This is a genomic window from Hymenobacter arcticus (assembly GCF_054779975.1).
On record NZ_BAAGXF010000008.1, the window covers coordinates 167,005 to 186,884 of the forward strand.

Annotated in this window: 16 protein-coding genes and 2 pseudogenes; 16 read left to right on the forward strand and 2 right to left on the reverse strand. The window is 49.2% G+C overall.

Annotation, left to right across the window (positions count from 1 at the left end):
- The first annotated feature begins 41 nt into the window (after nt 1-41).
- On the forward strand, nt 42-1,145 hold the full coding sequence (locus ACYVGC_RS15000) for a DegT/DnrJ/EryC1/StrS family aminotransferase (RefSeq protein WP_460584654.1): 1,104 nt from the start codon (nt 42-44) through the stop codon (nt 1,143-1,145).
- A gap of 227 nt (nt 1,146-1,372) precedes the next feature.
- Here ACYVGC_RS15000 and ACYVGC_RS15005 read toward each other — a convergent pair.
- Nucleotides 1,373-2,461 (reverse strand): annotated as a pseudogene (locus ACYVGC_RS15005) (mannose-1-phosphate guanylyltransferase).
- 190 nt (nt 2,462-2,651) lie between these two features.
- Between ACYVGC_RS15005 and ACYVGC_RS15010 the strand changes: the two are divergent.
- The 10 genes and pseudogenes from ACYVGC_RS15010 (at nt 2,652) to ACYVGC_RS15055 (ending at nt 13,051) form a co-directional block, all read left to right on the forward strand.
- Complete coding sequence (locus ACYVGC_RS15010) at nt 2,652-3,656, forward strand: STELLO glycosyltransferase family protein (RefSeq protein WP_460584655.1); 1,005 nt, start codon at nt 2,652-2,654, stop codon at nt 3,654-3,656.
- A gap of 9 nt (nt 3,657-3,665) precedes the next feature.
- The gene (locus tag ACYVGC_RS15015) at nt 3,666-4,637 is read left to right on the forward strand and encodes a glycosyltransferase family 2 protein (protein ID WP_460584656.1); all 972 of its coding nucleotides are present in this window, start codon (nt 3,666-3,668) and stop codon (nt 4,635-4,637) included.
- Between the two features lie 153 nt (nt 4,638-4,790).
- Entirely contained in the window at nt 4,791-5,714 is a 924-nt protein-coding gene (locus ACYVGC_RS15020; RefSeq protein WP_460584657.1) for a GDP-L-fucose synthase family protein, read from the forward strand.
- A 175-nt stretch (nt 5,715-5,889) separates the two neighbouring features.
- Entirely contained in the window at nt 5,890-6,792 is a 903-nt protein-coding gene (locus ACYVGC_RS15025; RefSeq protein ID WP_460584658.1) for an ABC transporter permease, read from the forward strand.
- A gap of 85 nt (nt 6,793-6,877) precedes the next feature.
- Nucleotides 6,878-8,131, forward strand: coding sequence for an ABC transporter ATP-binding protein (locus ACYVGC_RS15030; protein ID WP_460584659.1), 1,254 nt, complete (start codon nt 6,878-6,880; stop codon nt 8,129-8,131).
- A gap of 328 nt (nt 8,132-8,459) precedes the next feature.
- Nucleotides 8,460-8,618, forward strand: a pseudogene (locus ACYVGC_RS15035) (DapH/DapD/GlmU-related protein); the annotation flags it as partial.
- A 46-nt stretch (nt 8,619-8,664) separates the two neighbouring features.
- Complete coding sequence (locus ACYVGC_RS15040) at nt 8,665-9,750, forward strand: glycosyltransferase family 61 protein (protein ID WP_460584660.1); 1,086 nt, start codon at nt 8,665-8,667, stop codon at nt 9,748-9,750.
- Nucleotides 9,751-9,829: 79 nt separating this feature from the next.
- Nucleotides 9,830-10,717, forward strand: a complete 888-nt coding sequence (locus ACYVGC_RS15045) for an alpha-1,2-fucosyltransferase (protein WP_460584661.1) — start codon at nt 9,830-9,832, stop codon at nt 10,715-10,717.
- Nucleotides 10,702-11,664, forward strand: a complete 963-nt coding sequence (locus ACYVGC_RS15050) for a glycosyltransferase family 2 protein (RefSeq protein WP_460584662.1) — start codon at nt 10,702-10,704, stop codon at nt 11,662-11,664. Before ACYVGC_RS15045 ends, ACYVGC_RS15050 begins: the two co-directional genes overlap by 16 nt.
- Nucleotides 11,665-11,809: 145 nt before the next feature.
- The gene (locus tag ACYVGC_RS15055) at nt 11,810-13,051 is read left to right on the forward strand and encodes an acyltransferase family protein (protein ID WP_460584663.1); all 1,242 of its coding nucleotides are present in this window, start codon (nt 11,810-11,812) and stop codon (nt 13,049-13,051) included.
- 41 nt (nt 13,052-13,092) lie between these two features.
- Here the strand turns inward: ACYVGC_RS15055 and ACYVGC_RS15060 are convergent, their stop codons facing one another.
- The gene (locus tag ACYVGC_RS15060) at nt 13,093-14,112 is read right to left on the reverse strand and encodes a glycosyltransferase family 2 protein (RefSeq protein WP_460584664.1); all 1,020 of its coding nucleotides are present in this window, start codon (nt 14,110-14,112) and stop codon (nt 13,093-13,095) included.
- Nucleotides 14,113-14,343: 231 nt separating this feature from the next.
- Here ACYVGC_RS15060 and ACYVGC_RS15065 point away from each other — a divergent pair, with 231 nt between their 5' ends.
- The 5 genes from ACYVGC_RS15065 to gmd all read left to right on the forward strand — a co-directional run bounded on the left by ACYVGC_RS15065 (nt 14,344) and on the right by gmd (nt 19,830).
- The gene (locus ACYVGC_RS15065; protein ID WP_460584665.1) at nt 14,344-15,312 is read left to right on the forward strand and encodes a hypothetical protein; all 969 of its coding nucleotides are present in this window, start codon (nt 14,344-14,346) and stop codon (nt 15,310-15,312) included.
- 275 nt (nt 15,313-15,587) lie between these two features.
- Complete coding sequence (locus ACYVGC_RS15070) at nt 15,588-16,544, forward strand: glycosyltransferase family 61 protein (RefSeq protein WP_460584666.1); 957 nt, start codon at nt 15,588-15,590, stop codon at nt 16,542-16,544.
- 12 nt (nt 16,545-16,556) lie between these two features.
- A complete protein-coding gene (locus tag ACYVGC_RS15075) occupies nt 16,557-17,432 on the forward strand; it encodes a hypothetical protein (protein ID WP_460584667.1) in 876 nt (291 codons plus the stop codon).
- A 69-nt stretch (nt 17,433-17,501) separates the two neighbouring features.
- Complete coding sequence (locus tag ACYVGC_RS15080) at nt 17,502-18,617, forward strand: glycosyltransferase family 10 domain-containing protein (RefSeq protein ID WP_460584668.1); 1,116 nt, start codon at nt 17,502-17,504, stop codon at nt 18,615-18,617.
- 100 nt (nt 18,618-18,717) lie between these two features.
- Nucleotides 18,718-19,830, forward strand: a complete 1,113-nt coding sequence (gene gmd, locus ACYVGC_RS15085) for a GDP-mannose 4,6-dehydratase (RefSeq protein WP_460584669.1) — start codon at nt 18,718-18,720, stop codon at nt 19,828-19,830.
- The last annotated feature ends 50 nt before the right edge of the window (nt 19,831-19,880 follow it).

Below are 19,880 nucleotides of genomic sequence, written 5' to 3' on the forward strand. Positions count from 1 at the left end.
AAGGAGCGTAATTTTGTAGGTAGGCGGCTTCTTTACTACTTATGCATATTCCATTTTTTTCGTTAGCGAGCCAGCACGAGGCTATTCGTACTGAGATACTGGCAGCAATGACAAGAGTGTATGACCGGCACTTGTTTGTGTTGGGCGAGCAGCTAAATGCCTTTGAGCGCGAGTACAGCCAAGCGAGCGCAGTAGAATACACGGTGGGAGTAGGCAATGGACTAGACGCGTTGCACCTGTCGTTGCGGGCGCTGGGCGTGCAGCCAGGCGACGAAGTACTCGTGCCTAGCAATACTTATATTGCCACATGGCTGGCCGTGACACATGCCGGTGGGGTGCCCGTGCCAGTGGAGCCGGACCCATACACTAGCAATCTCGACCCAGCCCGCCTGGCAGCGGCCATTACGCCGCGAACGCGGGGTATTATGCCAGTGCACCTTTATGGGCAGCCCTGCGAGATGTCGGCCATCCTGGATGTGGCCGCCGGCGCAGGTCTGTGGATACTGGAAGACAACGCCCAGGCCCAGGGTGCAACCTGGCAAGGCCAATTTACAGGCAGCTTCGGGCAAGTGAATGCCACTAGCTTCTACCCTAGCAAGAATCTGGGTGCTTTAGGCGACGGCGGGGCTGTGACTACCAACAGCAACGCGCTAGCCCAGGCAGTGCGCCGGCTGCGCAACTACGGCGCCGAGCGGCGCTATATAAACGAAACTATTGGCTACAACTCGCGCTTAGACGAGTTGCAGGCCGCTGTGCTGCGTGTGAAGTTGCGGCACTTGACGGCCTGGACGCAACAGCGCCGCCAGTTGGCCGCTTGGTACAACGAGCGCCTAGCCGGTCTGCCGGACCTGCGCCTGCCCTTCGTGGCCGCTGGAGCCGCGCCCGTCTGGCACCTGTACGTGGTGCATACTCCCCGGCGCGATGCCCTGCAGCAGCACTTGGCAGCAGCTGGTATCGAAACCCTGATGCACTATCCAGTGCCCCCGCACCGGCAGCCCGCCTACGCCTACCTAGGCCTAGCCGCTGGGGCACTGCCCCTAGCAGAGGAGCTGGCGGCTACCTGCCTGAGCTTACCACTATGGCCAGGCATGACGGAGGCGATGATAGATGCAGTAGCTGAAGCAATAAGTAGCTTTTACCGATGATGTAAAGTTATTAAGTGGCTTTTCTGCTTTTATGAGCTAGCTGAGTAGAAACTGTCATGCTTATCTGACATTCCCAAAGGAGCATGCTATCAGGATAAGATAGGTCGTTCAGCGGGGATTAGGTGTTCCGCAGGTGAACCCTAGATAGGAACTGAGCAGGCTGCCGGCTTTTTATCAGCAGCCCACCTAATATTAGTGGCTTACCTAGTGCTTATTCGGATAGGTTCCTAATGGTAGCCGTTGCCTTTGCGAGCTTTTACGTCACTGACGAATTCTTTAACGCGCTGCTCTTCGCTACGCTGGCAAATGAGCAGCACGTTGTCGTACTCGGCTACTATATAGCCTTCTAAGCCTTGGACAACTACTAGGCGTTCCTGAGGAGTTTTAATAATGCATTCTTGGGTATTGTAGAGAAGTACATCACCATCGACAACGTTGTTTTGGGCATCGCGCTGGCCCACTCGGTGTAAAGAGTCCCAGGTTCCAAGGTCGCTCCAGCCAATATCGGCGGGTAATACATATACATTATCAGCCTTTTCCATCACGCCATAGTCGATGCTGATATTGCGGCAACTTCCATAAGCTTCCTCAATAAAAGCTGCTTCCTGCGCAGTACCCAATTGGTCGCTTCCCTTTTCAAACACCTCGAAAACATCAGTCAGCGTTAGTTCAAAAGCCCGCAGAATGACATCAGCCCGCCAGATAAACAGCCCCGCATTCCAGAGAAAATCGCCGCTATCCAGAAATGGCTGGGCTAGATTAGCATTCGGCTTTTCAGTAAATGTCTTCACTTTATGCAGGCCGGTAGCTGCCAGCGGCTGGCCGGCCCCACTCAGATACTGAATGTAGCCATAGCCAGTATCGGGGCGGGAAGGGTGAATACCCATGGTAATCAATACGTCATGCGCCTGGGCCGCTGCCAACGCCACCCCAATAAGCCGGCGAAATTCTTCTTCGCGCAATACAGCATGGTCGGCAGGCGAGACAATGATGGTAGCCTGCGGGTCGCGTTGCGCAATGCGGTAGCTGGCATAGGCAATGCAGGGTGCCGTATTGCGGCCGATGGGCTCACCAAGAATCTGGTCGGCCGGCAAATCGGGCAGGTGCTCCTGCACTAAGCCGACGTAATCGCGATTGGTGACCACAAAAATATTCTCGGGCGGGCAAATACCCCGAAAGTGGTCTAGTGTAAGCTGAAGCATGGAACGCCCAACACCTAGTATATCACGAAATTGCTTAGGAAAGTGCGCGCGGCTAAAGGGTCAGAATTGACTGCTAATGCCGCCAGCCATTATTGCGAGATATGTTGAATTCATTGAGGAAAAAGTACGGCGTTTGGGGAAAACCCTGTTCGCTGTGCTTACACAAAGCCATCGGTGATTTAAGGGCATACTAAACCAGTTTGTATAGCATTCAGCAATGCAGTTGGCCCACCGGCCGCCATACTTCTCCCCAAAGCCCGTATCTTTGCTAGCTCAAAAGCCTTAAATTACTTAACTACCTCGCATGGGTTCGCCGTCTTCCAGCATTGTTATTACCTCCATTTTTGCTCCTACCGAAGCTGTTACTAAGTTTGCTTCGCTGTCTGATTATCAGCTGGTAGTGGCAGGAGATAAGAAATCGCCTACCGAATGGAATGAGCCCAACGTAACTTATTTGTCAGTAGCCGACCAAGAGGCGGCGGGCTTTCGGTTAAGTGAGAAGCTGCCCTTCAATCATTATGGCCGCAAGATGGTGGGCTACCTGCATGCTATCCAGGGGGGGGCCACAGTAATCATTGATACTGACGACGACAATATCCCGTACGACGGCTGGGCCTTCCCAGCCACTGATGGCGTATTCGCTACCTCGCCGGCCAATAAGGGCTTCGTAAATATCTATAAGAATTTTACTAGTCACCACATCTGGCCCCGTGGTTATCCGCTCGACCTCATCCTGAATACTGACCATAACCTCAAAGAGGATGAGCTGACCCAGGAAACCGCTAAGATTGGTATTTGGCAGGGACTGGCTGACAGCGACCCCGACGTGGATGCTATCTATCGCCTAATTGATAACACCGAAATATTCTTTAACAAGCGTGCCCCTATCGTGCTGGCTGAAGGTACGTTGTGCCCTTTCAACTCGCAGAATACGGCCGTGCGTCAGGAATTATTTCCGCTGCTTTATCTGCCGGCCTACGTTACGTTCCGCTTTACCGATATTCTGCGCGGCCTCGTGGCCCAGCCTATCATGTGGGTGCATGGTTACCGTCTAGGCTTTACGGAAGCTACGGTAATTCAGGTACGTAATCCGCACGATTACGTGAAGGACTTTGAGTCGGAGATTCCGTGCTACCTGCATGCCAACCGCGTAATTGCGGCCGTGACCCGCGCTATCGACCCTGCCAACACCGTGAGCGAGAATCTGCGGCGCGCCTACGCCGAGCTGGCCACGGAAAATATTGTGACTGCGCAGGAAATAGAATTGCTCGACTTGTGGCTAGCTGATATCGCTGCCCTTACTAAGTAAAGCGCCCACATGACACAGGATTTCCCCTCGGTTTCAATCGTTATTCCTTCCTGGAATCAAGGCCGGTTTATCGACCGCACGTTGCAAAGCATTCTGAAGCAGGACTACCCCGGAACCATCGAAATAATCGTTTCGGACGGGGGTTCGACTGACGAGACGGTGGAGGTACTCAAGAAATACGGCGACCGCCTCATCTGGTGGTCGGCCCGCGATAAGGGGTTTGTTGATGCCGTAACCAAAGGAGTTGCGCGGGCCACCGGCGAAATTCTGGCTGTGCAAAGCTCCGATGACTATTACCTGCCCGGCGCTTTTCGAGCCATGGCGGCGGCTTTTCACCAGTATCCTAAAGCTAGCTTTATTTCGGGAGGGGAGTACGCAATTGATTTGCAAGGCACTGTGCTGAGTAGTAGCAACCCGGCGGGCGAAATCACGCCGCGCACTATTCTGTTCCAAACTATTCCTCCGCAACACGCCACGTTTGTAAAGCGGCGCTTTTTCGAGGAAACGGGTGGCATGCGCCTTGCTGTGGATATGTGCGCCGACATTGACCAGTGGTACCGAATAGCCCACTTGGCCCCTGGCCATTATATCCCCAGTATGCTGGCCGTGTATCAGCTGCACCCCGACCAGCGCACCGTTACCAGCGATAAGTGGTTCCCCAACCTGGTAAAGATGGTGGAGCTGTGCGAGCAGGAGCCCCGCTACGGCACCATATTTCGGCTTACCGAAGAGGAGCGCCGTAATCTCTATACCTATTGGGAGATTAACTGGACCGGTAAGCGTGACATGGCCGCTGCCCGGCCCATTGCATTCAGCAAGCTGCCTGGGCTGCTTGGCTATAGCTCTCGGACCCGCCGCATGATACTTGGGGCTAGCATTAACCCCATGCTCAAAAAGCTAGTGCCGACTGGTATACTGCAAGCGTTGCGCCCCGCGGTAACCTCCGTAGCCAAGCCCAACCTGGATTGGTGGAAAAACTAATTAGGCAGTAAGCGAAACTAATTTAACACTAGCTTATTTGCACCGCTCTGTTAGTCAGAACGAAAACCAACCGCTAGTATTCAAAAGCTAGCAGCTTACTCTTTATATACGCTAACAAAGCCAACTCAGCTGCTTACCAAGCACTGCGCTTCGATGGAAAAAAACGCTAAAATCTACGTTGCCGGCCACCGCGGAATGGTGGGCTCGGCCATGATACGCCGCATGCAGCAAGCTGGTTTTACCAACTTTGTAACGCGCACTTCCAGCGAGCTGGATTTGCGTAACCAGCAGGCAGTAGCCGATTTTTTCGGCCAGGAAAAACCTGACTATGTGGTACTAGCTGCAGCTAAAGTAGGCGGTATCAACGCCAACAACATCTACCGGGCGGAGTTTCTGTACGATAACCTGATGATTCAGAATAACGTGATTCATCATGCTTACCTGAATGAGGTGAAGAAGTTGTTGTTCCTGGGCTCATCTTGCATCTACCCCAAGCTGGCCCCGCAGCCCTTGCAGGAACATTCGCTGTTAACGGGCGAGTTGGAAAGTACCAACGAGCCCTACGCCATTGCCAAGATTGCCGGTATCAAGCTTTGCGATGCCTACCGGAGCCAGTATGGCTGCAACTACATCTCGGCTATGCCCACTAACCTTTATGGGCCGCACGACAACTACGACCTGAAGAACTCGCACGTGCTGCCGGCGCTCATTCGTAAGTTTCACGAAGCCAAGCTCGCCGGTACCCCTGAGGTAGAAGTGTGGGGCACCGGTACCCCGCGCCGTGAATTTTTGCATGTCGATGACCTGGCCGATGCTTGCTACTGGCTGCTGGAAAACTACAACGAGGCTGGCCTCGTGAACGTAGGCACCGGTACCGACCTCAGCATCCGGGAGTTGGCCGAACTGGTACAGCGTACAGTAGGCTACCAGGGCGGCATTCGCTTCAACGCCGACTACCCCGATGGTACGCCCCGCAAGCTTATGGACGTGAGCAAGCTGGCCGGCCACGGCTGGGTAGCCACCACTGGCCTCGAAGAAGGTGTGCAGGCTGTGTATGCCGACGCCTTTCCGGCTTAAGCTGGTAGTGCCCCGCCGCCGATGGGTGAGCCAGGGCAACTGGTATTCAAGGTGCTAGCTTATCTTTATGCAGGTAGCAACCCGAAGCAAGTGTTCGCTTGAAGCTCCGTGACCTGCATCTGTTTTTATTATAGAAGCCCGCTATGGGCTTTGTCTCCTATTCATTCGGCACCCTGTGCAACCTACTAAAACAGTATCTGCCACTACCACCTACGCTTCGGCCACCTTACCGGAAGCTGAGCAGTGGACGGAAATTATTGAGCCCCAAACCCGCCTGCTCGACTTGGGCCTGCGCAACGTATGGCGCTATCGCGACCTCGTGATGCTATTCGTGCGGCGCGATTTTGTGTCGAACTATAAGCAGACCATCCTAGGGCCGCTCTGGTTCTTCATTCAGCCGCTGCTTACTACGCTCACCTATTACATCATTTTCCATAGTGTAGCTAATATCTCGACCGAAGGAATGCCTGCGCTCCTGTTCTACATGGCGGGTATTACCGTCTGGAATTATTTCTCGCAGAGCCTCACCTCGGTATCGACGGTGTTTACGACGAACGCGGCCATTTTTGGTAAGGTGTACTTTCCGCGCCTCACGATGCCACTGTCCATCGTGTTATCCAACCTGGTGCGCTTTGGTATTCAGTTTGTGCTGTTTTTGCTTATCTGGGCTTATTACTGGGGTACGAGCCCCGTTGTGCATCCCAACTGGGCAATCCTTCTAACGCCGGTGCTGGTGGTGCTGATGGGGTTGCTGTCGCTGGGGCTGGGCATGATTTTTAGTGCCCTCACTACCAAGTACCGTGACTTAGCCATGCTACTCACCTTTGGCATTCAACTACTGATGTACGCGGCCCCCATCATCTACCCGCTATCGAGCGTAACCTCGCCCAAAATGCGCATGATTTTGCTAGCCAACCCGATGACGTCGGTGGTCGAAACCTTTCGCTACGGCTTCTTGGGCACGGGCACGTTTAGCTGGGGCTACCTGGGGTATAGTGCCCTGGCTACGGTTATTATCCTGGCGCTGGGTACCATTATTTTTAATAAAGTAGAGAAAAGCTTTACCGATACCGTATAGGCGGCCCCCAGGCACAAGAAGATGCCGGGCCGTGAGCGCCCGGAGACAGACTGAAAATCAGGTAAGGTATAAGATAAGAGTTGAGATGAGCGACGTTGCAATCCGAGTAGAAGAGTTAAGCAAGCTGTACCGCCTCGGTGAGATTGGGACGGGCACCATCAGCCACGACCTGAACCGCTGGTGGGCCCGGCTGCGCGGTAAGGAAGACCCGTTTGCTAAGCTTGGCGAAGCCAACGACCGCACCGCCAAGGGTAGCAGCGACTACGTATGGTCGCTGAAAGACCTCAGCTTTGAGGTGAAGCAGGGTGAGGTGCTGGGCATCATCGGCCGCAACGGAGCCGGCAAGTCTACCCTGCTCAAGGTACTCTCAAAAGTAACGGCCCCTACTACTGGGCGCATCAAGGTGCGGGGCCGCATCGCCTCGCTGCTGGAAGTGGGCACGGGCTTTCACCCTGAACTGACCGGTCGTGAAAACGTGTTTCTCAACGGGGCCATCCTGGGCATGACCAAAGCCGAGATTCGCAGTAAGTTCGACGAGATTGTCGATTTCTCGGGCGTGGAGCGCTATATCGACACGCCAGTGAAGCGCTATAGTAGTGGCATGTACGTACGATTGGCTTTCGCCGTAGCCGCTTTCCTGGAGCCGGAAGTGTTGATTGTGGACGAAGTGCTAGCGGTAGGGGATGCCGAGTTCCAAAAGAAATGCCTCGGCCGCATGAAAGATGTGAGCGTCAATGATGGACGAACGGTATTATTTGTAAGCCATAATATGGCAGCAGTGAAAAGCCTTTGCACGCGAGGCTTAGTTATGGCTAACGGGCAATTGTTAATGCAATCATCAGTTGAAGACTCTATTGCGGCCTATTATACCGTTTTGTCTGCTTCGATGGATAATAACGATACCCTTAAAAAGACTAATACCTCCGAACTAGAATTATACGAGTTGTCATTAACTAATTACTTTGGTCAACCAGGATGTGCCAGATTTGACCAACCAATGATAATTACTATAAAAGGTAAAGCGTTAAAACCACTTAAAGGCATAAATTTTAATCTTAACCTAGCAAATTTCGAACACGTTTCTCTTTTTACTGCGAGGTCTCTAGATGGGTACCAAGCTGTAGATTTGGATGGTGAGTTTGAGGTTTCAGTTAAAATAGAGCATAATCTACGAGCAGGTGCTTATATCGTGTCGATAGGTATCGACTCTTTTACTCAAAATATCTATTATAATTCTGCAGCTACTCAGATTGATATTCTCGAGGTAGGTGATAAGGAATATAAGTACAAAAATCATGGCCTCATTGATGCGGAAAGTACTTGGCAAATTAAGAAATAGATTCTTAATAGCTGCTACTCCTAATGTGAGTGCAACTATTTCTGAACTTGCCAAAATCTACGATAGTGTGAAGTTAATTAATCCATCTAATATTTTCATTGATGATTATACTGAGCTAAAAGATTACGTAATAATACAATCTTTTGGGAAAGTGACAATAGGAAAGTATTGTCAACTAAATCCGTTTGTTGTAATCTATGCTGGTGAAGTTATTATTGGTGATAATGTAATGATAGCTCCACACTGTATGCTTTCATCTGGAAACCATGATTACAAGCAGTTAGAAAAACCAATGCGATTTGCTGGTGATTTTACTAAGGGTCCCATTGTTATTGAAAACGATGTTTGGATTGGTGCAAATGTTACCATTACTGACGGTGTAACTATAGGAGAGGGAGCTGTAATTGCTGCTAATAGTTGCGTAACAAAAGACATTCCACCTTTCGCCATTGCTGCGGGAGTTCCTGCTAGGGTAATTAAGAGTAGGAAATAAGATTCAAATTGTTGCTCTTTCGCTAAGTCTGTCGAACAAAATGGCTTTACTCGGAAAAATAAAAAATAAAATAATTTATCTTTCTAAAGGAATAGAAACTAGTATCTCAAAGCGATATTTTAGAAACCCTACGAAAGAAGAATTTACGTTTTTTAGACATAGCCGGCCTTTTCTACATACTCCTACCGATAACCTGCCAGCTAAGGCGGCAGCCTCGATGGAAATATATAACAGCGTTGAGCAGAGCGAATACATTTATACGATAGCTGGTCCGGCCTACATTGAGCCAGTGGCCGGTTGGATTTTTGATAAACATAAAAAAGAGTATTCTTTATACTCTTTCCCTTATAGCGAGCTTCAGGAAAAGCCCTCCTTCGTGGCTATCAAGCTGAAGCCTAACAAAGAAGTAAAAGTTGATAAAATTATTTCTATTCAGTATTACTTCAAAAATTACTGGCATTTTTTAAATGATGTGCTCGGCCAACTGGCTTATCTAAATCAGGCAGGGTTTGCTACCGACATCCCGGTGCTGGTGCCGGCTGGTTCCTTGGCCATCCCCTACATTAAGGCTGCTATCAGCCGTAGCAGCAAGCTGCGCAACCGCACCTGGATAGAGCAGCATCCCGACGTAATGGTGCAGGCCAACACGGTAATTGTCGCCAAAAACCTACCCAATACCAAGGCTAATTTTCTGAATATTCTGGACCTGCTGGATGTTGCCCCATTAGCACCGGATGCCGCCACCACTGGCCGAAAAATATTTGTGAAGCGGGGCAGCAACCGCGGCCGCCGCCTTGCCAATATTCAGGAAGTAGAGGCGCTAATGCTGGCCGAGGGCTTTGAAGTGATTGATAACGATTTGCTAAGCTTTGACGAGCAAGTGGCGCTGTACCGGCAAGCCAGTTTCGTGGTGGGCATTCACGGGGCTGGCTTGGTCAACCTTATTTTTAGAGCTTCCGCGCCGTTGCGCCTGGTCGAGCTATTTCCCGAAAACGTTATTCCCCCGCATTATTACTGGCTTTGTCATGAGCTGGGGTTTGATTATGACTGCTTAGTTGGTGAAAAAGCCGTGGACGAAGCGTTCTATTTAAACCCACAACAGTTGAAAGCGACCCTAAGCGCCTGAGCTGCTATCAGCCTGTGGGGAACTTAGCCACGCCAGCCGCCCGTGGGGCTCGGCTGGCTTTTAATCGCTTGACCTACTTATGCTTATCGTAAATTTAGTTGGTGGCCTAGGCAACCAAATGTTTCAGTACGCCTTTGGTCGAAGCTTGCACCACCGACGCAAGCTGCCGGTTGCGTTCGATACAACCGATTTGCTTGACCGTACGCCACGCGAGCACGTCACTTACCGCGATTTTGAGTTAGGTGTTTTTGTGGGCGCCGTGCCGATTGCTTCTGCGCAGGAAATCGCCCTATTTAAGTATCAGCCGGTAACGCTGCCCGAGCGCCTGCAATACCGGGTGCTGCGGCGGTTACGGCGGGCATCCACGTACCACGAGTCGCACTATTTCCAGTATGACCCCCAAGTATGGCAAACTGGTCCCAACACTTATTTCGACGGCTACTGGCAAACTGAGCGGTATTTCCACCGCTGCGAAGCGCTCATTCGGCGGGATTTTACGTTTCGCAGCGACCCCACGGGTCAAAACCTACTGCTAGCCCAGCAGATACAAGCGCAGAATGCCGTGTCGGTTCATGTGCGGCGGGGCGACTACGTTTCCAATTCCCTGTACAATCAAGTGCACGGTACTTGTTCGCCGGCTTACTACGAACAGGCCGTTCGCCATATGGTGGCCCAAGTAGCCGAGCCGGTATTATACGTATTTTCGGATGACCCCGATTGGGTGCGGGCCAATATGCACTTTGCGGCCCCCACAGTTTACGTAGCCCACAACCAAGGCAAAGACAGCTTCGAAGACATGCGCTTAATGAGCTTGTGCCAGCACCATATCATCGCCAATAGTTCCTTTAGCTGGTGGGGGGCCTGGCTCAATGCCAACCCCCATAAGCTAGTAATAGCCCCCCGCCAATGGATGCAGCAGGAAGGCCCCAACTCTGACCTAATTCCTCGTACATGGATGCGGCTGTAGACCTGATAGAAAGCGCGCTGGTATCAGTCATTATGCCGGCCTATAATGCCGCTGCACATTTAGCCGCGACAATAGAGAGCGTCCAATCCCAGACGTATCCACACTGGGAGCTAGTAATCGTTGACGATGGCTCAACCGACGACACGCGTAACATTGTGCAGCGCTATGCTGCCCATGATGAGCGCATCCGCTACATTTACCAGTCAAATGCCCGCCAGGGCCGCGCCCGTAATAATGGCTTGAAGCACGCTACGGGCCGCTACATTGCTTTTCTGGACGCCGACGACCTGTGGCTTCCGCATAAGTTAGCCGTGCAGGTGCCCTTCCTCGAAGAAAGCGGAGCTGATTTAATTTTTTCGGATACCTACGTATTCGAGCATCAGCACGAGCTGACCGCGAACAGCGAGAGAATGCATGTGCCAGCCCAAGCCTATGCTGGGCCAGCGGGCCTCGAGCTTTTTTTAGCTCATAATCGCATCCCCATCCTCACGGTGTTATGCAAACGGCAGGTACTAGAAGCGGTGGGTGGCTTTACGGAAAACCAGCTGATTCAAAACGCGGAGGATTACCACCTGTGGCTCAAGTTGTTACTTCAAGACTATCAATTGCTTGGTACGAGCCAAGTTCTGGCTGCGTACCGGGTGCATAGCAACTCCGTGTCGGGTACCGACCGGCAAAATCTGCGGCAAGTAGTAGAAGCCAAAGCTGACCTGCTAGCCACCTATCCCTCCCACCACAAAGTATTGTCTTTCGCGCTGAAGCAAGCCATTCTACACAGCATGGGTTACTTAAGCGCGCTACCTCTGGAAGCATTTTTTGCGGCCCTCTACCGCTTTCTTCAGGTTAGTGGCAAAGCTGCCTGGCAGCCCTTATTTGCCCTCATGCATAAGACTGGCGCCCGCCACTTAGCCCTGCGAGGAGCTTACTTTACTTTTAATCATTTGTAAGTATCAAGTTTCTAGGTACTTCACCTATCGGAGATAGAGCAAAGTGATGAAATAAGCTATGAAATAGGTGCTAAGAATAGAAATTGTTTGTGTGGTGATTTCAGGTAAATGCCTGCTTATGTCAAAATTGTAGTAAAATGCGTATATGGGAAAAGAAACTGCAATGCCATTGCCTGCTACAAACCCACAGCCGCGCAAGTTTAATCTAAACTTGGAGGCATTGCGTGGGGTAGCTTCCATCGTAGTGGTGTGGCATCATTTAGTTTTATATCCCTACCTTTTAGACCCGCATTATAAGCCGAGTGGAGTGTTTTCTTTCGTTGCGCCAGGGCATTTAAGCGTACTGATATTCTTTGTTCTATCGGGCTACGTGATTGGACGCGCGCACAGTGAGCCGTTGAAAATAAATGATATTTCAGGCTACTTAAAAAAGAGATTTGTTAGAATATACCCCATATACATACTATGTATAATCTTTGCGCTTTTAATAGCTATCCATTCTTACAATTCATTGACAATTATTAGTAATCTAACTTTAACACAAAATATGTTGGCACCGGTTATATTTGAAAATAACCCTGCTTGGTCACTTAATTACGAAGTGATTTTTTATCTTTTATTTATACCGATATCTTTTCTGCGTTTAAATATTATTGCTACTAGCGTAATTGTTCTTATAATTGGCGTAACTGCGTATTTCTCAGGGTTTTACTTGGTTTCGGATTATTTTTTAGGATTCACATTTTGGTTGGTAGGACTCATCTTGGCTAGATATTGCCAGTCCCCGGATAGTACTTCTTTTCCAGTGATGGTAAGCATGCTCTTGCTATTAGTATCTCTGGAAAAGTTAAACGTTTTAACCACAATTATTTCGAAAGCGATAATTAGTATTGCTCCGTATAAGTTGTCTTTTCCAGATGAGCAAATAAAGTTCTTAGATTTATCTTATCTACCATTTTGCATCGTTACAGTTCTCGTTTTTGCTAGTCATCGAATTAGCTTCAAAAAGCATATCTTAAGACTGATAATTTTTTCACCAGCACTCACCTTTTATCACTTTTTGCGTAATTCAGGTGAACGGTATACGGTTGATTTACTGATACCAACACTATTCTACGTAGCGGCTGTCTTGGTCTTTTTGTTTCAAAATAAATTACAGGATATCTGTGCCCTGCTTATCAAGCGGCTATCGAATACGGGGACTATATCTTATGGATTATATATTATACATTTCCCTATTATAGTTATTTTTTCTTATGTAGTGCTGTTCTCTGGGAATCCCTTGACATTTGGAATTCGGTTGATAGCTTACTTGATTATCTGCACTGGTGCAGCTTATCTATTGGAGAAAATATTTCAACCATGGATAAGGCGACTCTTAAGTTAATGGTTACACAACAAAATCCTCATCCTGCTTCATATCTTAACTTAGGGTTGGACGGGACCGGAAGCGAATAGCATTTTCTTAAACCAAAACAATACATCGCGCAGGCTGGCGTCGCCTTCGGTGGGTTGGCCAGCAGTGCTCAGGCCCAGCAACAGGCCGCTACCAAGCTTACGCTGCCGAAGCAAGTCTATAGCCCGCATGCGTTTGAGGGCTGTTTGCTGCGAGCGCCGGATGTGGGTGGGGTGTTGCTTAAGGTAGTTAACAAATTGTTCCATCATCAGCCCGCCCCCGACCAGCATAGCTGCGCCGTTTTGGCTCGCGCTGACTTGATGGAGACGAATGAGCGCGATGGCGTTGGGCGCATCCAGGTAGCGAATTTGCCCGCCAATGGCTGCACAGCGAAACCAGTAATCCCAGTCTTCGCAGTGTTTCATAGTGCTACTGAACGACCCCACCCTGCTCAGCAGCGCCGCTCGTGATAGGGGAGCGTGAATAGGCATGATGTTGCGGTGCATCAGGTGCGAGAGGGCTGAATAAGGTGTGGCATCAACCTGCGGCATCCATTCGATATTAGCCATATCAAACGAAAAACTTAGCTTGCTCTGGTCGTTATTAGCAAAATACCGCACACTGCTATACACAATGTCAACCTCTGGGTGTTGCCGGAGATAGTCGGTGTGGCGCGTTAGCTTACAGATAGGTAAAAGGTCGTCGGCATCCAGAAATTGAATGTAGGTGCCAGTGGCCTGCTTGAGCCCGTAGTTACGGGCAGCCGATACGCCTTGGCAATTTTGATAGAAGTAGCGGAAGCGCTGGTCCTTTGCCACATAAGCGTTTACCACTTCCCTAGTGTCATCCACCGAGCCATCATCTACAATGAGGCATTCCCAGTGCGGATAAGTTTGCGCAAGCAGGCTGTCCAACGTTTCGGCTATATATCTTCCATAGTTATGCGTTGGAATAATAACTGTGACGATTTCCATAAATAAAAAATATATAATATATTGATGATAATTTTGGCTCACCAATTGCATCGATAACATAGCTAGCAGGCTACGCATCCCACAAAATTAAGCCTGCTGACGGGGTAATTACTTATGAGAGCCCGCTAAGACAGTCAGAAACCTTGCTTGGTTTATCCGGCGTATCTTTGCAGAGATAGGCTATTAGTTGGTATTAGTGCGCCTGTCATATCCAGCATGTGCTAGGCCGGCGAGCATTTCTTCGGCGCAGGCTACACAGGCTAGGCGGTTATTAGCTGACTACTTAAAAACTCTTCTGCTTTGCTTCCAATGAAAAATGATGAGTGGCTTGCTAAGTACACCGAACTCAATAATTCCTTTAAGAAAAAGTTGGTCTTTCGACTAGGCGTAGAAGCCGGCTTTTTTTCGGAATATAATAATATGATATTGGCAATGGTATATTGCCTGAAGCACAATATTAAATTTGAGTTATATTCCGACTTCACGCAATTTGCCTGGCGCGATGCCTGGAATGATTTTTTTCTGCCTTTTGTAGCCGTAAACCATCATCGCTTCAATAAGGACTACAGTACTCGTCCTACCGTGCTGAGCGGTAGCCGGGAGCCTGCGCTGAAAAAGCTGATAAAGTACGAGCTTATAGTAGCAGCCTATAAGGCACTATTTGGGGTGACATACCTGACTCAGGACCTATGGGAACTGCACCGCGACCGGTCTTTCGCCGATACCCGTTTTGATATTCCGGAATTAGGATTTCACAATGCGTCCGTGCTTGACGTGACTCAGCAGCTAATAGCTGCCTTCTGGCAATACAACGCCCAGAGCGCACCATTGATAGCCAACCTAATAAAATCTGCGGGCCTTGCGAATTCAGAATATATTAGCATTCATATTCGTGCAGGTGATAAATTTACCGAAACCAAAACATTTGACTTTAGCGAGTACATGGTACCCGCCGAGCAATTGGGTACCACGAAGCATGCCTTTATCCTGACTGATGATTATCGCATAATGGAGCAGTTGCGGGCGCAGTACCAAGACTGGCATTTTTATACGCTATGCAGCCCTACGGAGCGTGGCTATTTTCACTACGAGTTTTTGAAAGAAAGCCGAGAATTCAAGTATCATCAGCATCTAAAGCTTTTTGCCAGCATGGATATTTGTGCCAATTCCACCAAGTTTATCGGTGCATACAGCTCCAACCCAGGTATGTATATGGGAATGCGCATCGGGGAAGAGAGGTGCTTATGTCTCGATTTTTCTCACTGGCTTATCTGGTAGCAGCTCCTAATGCAGCCGGGCGCTACTGCCGCCTGGGCGGCCTGGCAAAACGTATTAAGTAGCCGTGAGCAGCTGGTAGGCAGTTCTGGTAAGGAGGGCTGTAAGTCAAGTAAGAATTGACCATTAATATGTTGGGAAAAGTTAAAACTCTTATTAGCAATCTGGTTCGCTTTGTTAATAAAACGCAAACGTTGGTAAGTCCTTTTCCGGTAGTAAGCCAATTACTACACCCAGCTAGAGAGTTGGGAAAGCGGCCACCTCCCCGAAACATTCGTGTGCTGCCTCCCGCCATTCAAGTGTGGTTTGAGGAAGAAGCCAGCTTGCCGGCCCATCTTTTGTATGAGTTCGACCAGGTGTGCGTATCCTGGCATGGGGTAGTACTGCGTGGCCTCCAGCTATTTGTGCCCAGCATCGCTTACCCTATTTTTGAGGAAGAGTTTTCGGGTACTTTTTTGCTTCGGCAGTGGATGGCCAAAAAAACGACTATATCCCAGCCAGTCGGGCTCATCTATGACCATTGGGCCGCCGGTAACTATTATCATTGGCTGGTAGACTCCTTGCCCCGGCTTCTACTGTTGCGTGAAAAATACCCCAGTTGCCTGCTGCTGTCGCCCACGCCAGTCCGCAACTACATCCAGGTCACTACCGAAGCGCTGGGCTTCCCGCTATTGCAACCAGTGCCGACTGAAAAATTTGTACAGGTGCAAAAACTGATTATGCCCTCGCACGTGGCTCCGCCAGGCAAGCAGGACCCAGAACTAATACGCCGGGTGAGAAGTGAGGTGAAGCAGGCCCTGGGTCATTTTGGCACGACCGTCAACACCGCTGGTAAGCGGCTGTACGTTTCGCGTAGCAAGCAGCAAGCTAGGCGGCTAGCCAACGAGGCAGAGCTAGCGGATTTATTTGACCAGTATGGCATCAAGATTATCTATTTTGAGGGCATGAGCTTTGAACAGCAGGTGGCATCCATGCAAGGTGTGGAATTACTTATCGGCCTGCATGGTGCTAACCTAACCAATATGCTGTTTCTGGACAGTGGTGCAACCATCATTGAGTTGATGAACAACACTATTTGCAACTTGTGCTATTTCCAGCTAGCTTCTAATTTAGAACTAGCGTACTATGCAGTTCCTTGCACAGCGGTAGTAGGCTCGGGCTCATTAGCAGTGCCTAATAGTGAGGATGTGGTGGTTGATATAGCTTTTTTGACCGAGACATTAGCAAATTTGTAAATCAATTTCTGTATGCAAAACAATCTCATTCTAACGATAAGTGACAATTATAATTTCTTTCATTTGTCACGTTTTTTCCTATCGTTATTTAAAACGCCATTTAAGGGAAAAGCTGTTTTATATGCCGGTCCTAATACCGGTGAAAGCTCCATTAAAAAGCTGGAGAGTATAGGGGTGGAAGTAATTCGTTATAATACGATTTTCCCGTATATAGCTAAGCCGCACCCTGATAATTTTAAATTGCTACCTGACCCTATTCATATTTATAATTTTCGGCACTTCTTGTACTTGGATTATTTATTAAAGCATGAAGGAGAGTTTGAAAAAGTACTGCTTACCGATGTGCGCGATGTAGTGTTTCAGCGCGACCCATTTGACTTCAACATGGAGAACGCCTTGTATGTAGCGATGGAAAGCCGGACTCGAAAGACTGCTGATTGTCAGTATAACAGTGCTTGGATTAAGAATGGGTATGGAGAAGAGGTTATGCTGGAAATGGCTCCTCACATTATTAGTTGCGCGGGCACTACACTAGGGCCAACCCACAGGGTGAAGACTTACCTGGAAGCGCTATTGCGAGAAATTATGACCTTGCGGGACGCTTATGATTGCGCTGACCAAGCGGTGCACAACAGACTATTGCAACAAGGTAAGCTGGAACCGGTGATTCGACTTTACAACGAAGATTCGCCCGTACTGACTGTGGGAGCTGAGCCTAATTTTGTGCTCGATGCAGAAGGTTTCGTGCTAGATGGCAAAGGAACCCGCCCTACTATCGTGCATCAATATGACCGCCACCCGGCATTGATGGCAGCTATGGATAAACTAGTATACAGTAGCGCACTGGAAAAATATTACCTAAAATTTCGGTATAAGTTGGTAAATTAAAAAGTGCATCTCTCACGTGCTGGGTAATGTGCGCAATAAATTATTGCTTAAGCATATATTTTGTCTGATATGAAAGCTACGTTGGTTGTTTTGGATGAGTTGGATTTTCTGCAGAACCGCATTTTTTCCGATTTGCCCATCAAAGGGGTCAAGAATTATGGGTATATGTTCGCGGAACTTCGCCGACAACTAGCCGAAAGAGGTATCGATTTGGCTACTCAGGATATACATCCGCCTGAGCAGTCTGAGCTAGTTATCGGGCTCGATGTAGTAGACTTCTTCCAAACCTATCATCGGCAGCCAGGGCAGCGGTTATATCTACTACTCAACGAGCCTATTACATACTATCCAAAAGTATGGATGAAAGAGAATCACGCCGTCTTTGACCGCGTTTTCACGTTCGATTATAATTTGGCTGATGGTGAAAAATACATTCACCATTACTTCGCGATTGACCTCGATAGCTACCCGGCATTTCAGGATGTAACGGAGGAAGAGTTTAGTAAGCGAAAACTACTAGTGCTGATGGCGGGCATGTTTCAGTTTACCCCACCTAAGCCTGAATCGAACTCCCTACTTTATACCCGCTACCGTACGCTACGCTGGTTTGGCAAACACCTACCGCAACAGTTTGCTTTTTATAGCCGGGGGGTAGACCCGGCAGCATACCGCAGTTTTCGGGGGTTAGGGATATTGCAGCGGGTACTACCAAGGTCAATCGCCGATTGGCTGGCCGACCTCGTAGCAGTGCCGCGTCAGCGGGCGATAAAAAGCCTGAACCGTGGGCCTGTACCGCCCCTAGAAAAACTTGCCGTCATTCGCTCCTACCGATTTGTTATTTGCTACGAGAATACCAGTACGCCAGGCTATATCTCGGAGAAATTATTCGATTGTCTCTTCGCCGGCTGCGTACCAGTTTATTTAGGCGAACCGAATATTCGGCGCTTTGTGCCAGAAGGGTGTTTTATTGACCGGCAGGCATTTGCAACTGATGCCGAGCTAGCTGAGTTTTTGTTGCGGATGCCTTACGCCGAATACCACGCGTATATCGCGGCCATACAGCAGTTCGTAGAAGGCGTAGAGCGGCAAAAATTTGGCTCGCAAGCAAATGCCCGGCGCGTGGCAGAAGTGCTATTGGCTGACGTCGGCATAGCTGAGGTTGATGAATACAAAATTCCTGGCTGATTCCTTAATACTTTTGCAGTTGGGTAGGCCTTAGTTAGGCATCATTTTAAAAATAATCTTTACAAGCAAAATAGCTGCTTTTTACAAACCTCATTCTTTTATGAAGATTGCTCTCATTACCGGTATTACGGGCCAAGACGGTGCCTATCTGGCCGAATTACTGCTTAGCAAAGGCTACGAAGTTCACGGTTTAAAACGCCGCTCGTCGCTATTCAACACCGACCGGATTGACCACCTCTACCAAGACCCCCACGAGAGCAACGTTCGTTTAACGCTGCACTACGGAGACTTGAACGATTCGACGAACCTGATTCGCATTGTGCAGGAAATTCAGCCCGACGAGATTTATAACCTCGGAGCTATGTCACACGTGAAGGTATCGTTCGACACGCCCGAGTACACAGCCAATGCTGATGGTATTGGTACGCTGCGCCTGCTCGAAGCCATTCGCATTTTGGGCTTGGAAAAGAAAACCCGTATTTACCAGGCTTCCACCTCAGAATTGTATGGCTTGGTGCAGCAGGTGCCGCAAAGCGAGACCACTCCATTTTACCCGCGCTCGCCCTATGCAGTAGCCAAAATGTATGCTTACTGGATTACGGTGAATTACCGGGAGGCTTATGGCATGTTTGCCTGCAACGGCATTCTCTTTAACCACGAGAGTCCGCTACGCGGCGAAACTTTTGTAACGCGTAAAATCACGCGGGGTGTAGCCCGTATTTCGCTAGGTCTGCAAAGTAAAATCTTCCTCGGCAATATCGACTCCAAGCGTGACTGGGGCCACGCGCAGGACTATGTAGAAGCTATGTGGCGTATTCTGCAGCAAGATGAGCCGGAGGACTTCGTCATTGCTACCGGCGTAACGACGACTGTACGCGACTTTGTGAAGATGTCTTTTGCCGAAGTAGGCATTGAAGTTGCCTTCACGGGTGAAGGGGTGGAAGAAAAAGGTCATGTAGTAAGCGTAAACAACCCGGATGCGAAAGTGCAGGCCGGCGACGTAATACTCGAAATTGACCCGCGCTACTTCCGGCCTACGGAAGTAGAATTGTTGATTGGCGACCCTACAAAAGCCAAAACTAAGCTTGGCTGGGTGCCGAAACACGACCTAGCATCGCTAGTGAAAGATATGATGACAGCCGACGTAGAGCTATTCCGTCGCGACGAATACCTGTTGAAAGGTGGCCATAAAGTATATAACTACCACGAGTAGTATTGGTAAGCTTAGTATAATTATTGATGAAATAACTTCATCACAACAAA

What these genes read in the sequence shown, in the direction of transcription:
- ACYVGC_RS15000 (WP_460584654.1), top strand. Translation starts at nt 42, where the DNA reads ATGCATATTCCATTTTTTTCGTTAGCGAGCCAGCACGAGGCTATTCGT.
- ACYVGC_RS15010 (WP_460584655.1), top strand. Translation starts at nt 2,652, where the DNA reads ATGGGTTCGCCGTCTTCCAGCATTGTTATTACCTCCATTTTTGCTCCT.
- ACYVGC_RS15015 (WP_460584656.1), top strand. Translation starts at nt 3,666, where the DNA reads ATGACACAGGATTTCCCCTCGGTTTCAATCGTTATTCCTTCCTGGAAT.
- ACYVGC_RS15020 (WP_460584657.1), top strand. Translation starts at nt 4,791, where the DNA reads ATGGAAAAAAACGCTAAAATCTACGTTGCCGGCCACCGCGGAATGGTG.
- ACYVGC_RS15030 (WP_460584659.1), top strand. Translation starts at nt 6,878, where the DNA reads ATGAGCGACGTTGCAATCCGAGTAGAAGAGTTAAGCAAGCTGTACCGC.
- ACYVGC_RS15040 (WP_460584660.1), top strand. Translation starts at nt 8,665, where the DNA reads ATGGCTTTACTCGGAAAAATAAAAAATAAAATAATTTATCTTTCTAAA.
- ACYVGC_RS15045 (WP_460584661.1), top strand. Translation starts at nt 9,830, where the DNA reads ATGCTTATCGTAAATTTAGTTGGTGGCCTAGGCAACCAAATGTTTCAG.
- ACYVGC_RS15050 (WP_460584662.1), top strand. Translation starts at nt 10,702, where the DNA reads ATGGATGCGGCTGTAGACCTGATAGAAAGCGCGCTGGTATCAGTCATT.
- ACYVGC_RS15055 (WP_460584663.1), top strand. Translation starts at nt 11,810, where the DNA reads ATGGGAAAAGAAACTGCAATGCCATTGCCTGCTACAAACCCACAGCCG.
- ACYVGC_RS15060 (WP_460584664.1), bottom strand. Translation starts at nt 14,112, where the DNA reads ATGCGTAGCCTGCTAGCTATGTTATCGATGCAATTGGTGAGCCAAAAT.
- ACYVGC_RS15065 (WP_460584665.1), top strand. Translation starts at nt 14,344, where the DNA reads ATGAAAAATGATGAGTGGCTTGCTAAGTACACCGAACTCAATAATTCC.
- ACYVGC_RS15075 (WP_460584667.1), top strand. Translation starts at nt 16,557, where the DNA reads ATGCAAAACAATCTCATTCTAACGATAAGTGACAATTATAATTTCTTT.
- ACYVGC_RS15080 (WP_460584668.1), top strand. Translation starts at nt 17,502, where the DNA reads ATGAAAGCTACGTTGGTTGTTTTGGATGAGTTGGATTTTCTGCAGAAC.
- gmd (WP_460584669.1), top strand. Translation starts at nt 18,718, where the DNA reads ATGAAGATTGCTCTCATTACCGGTATTACGGGCCAAGACGGTGCCTAT.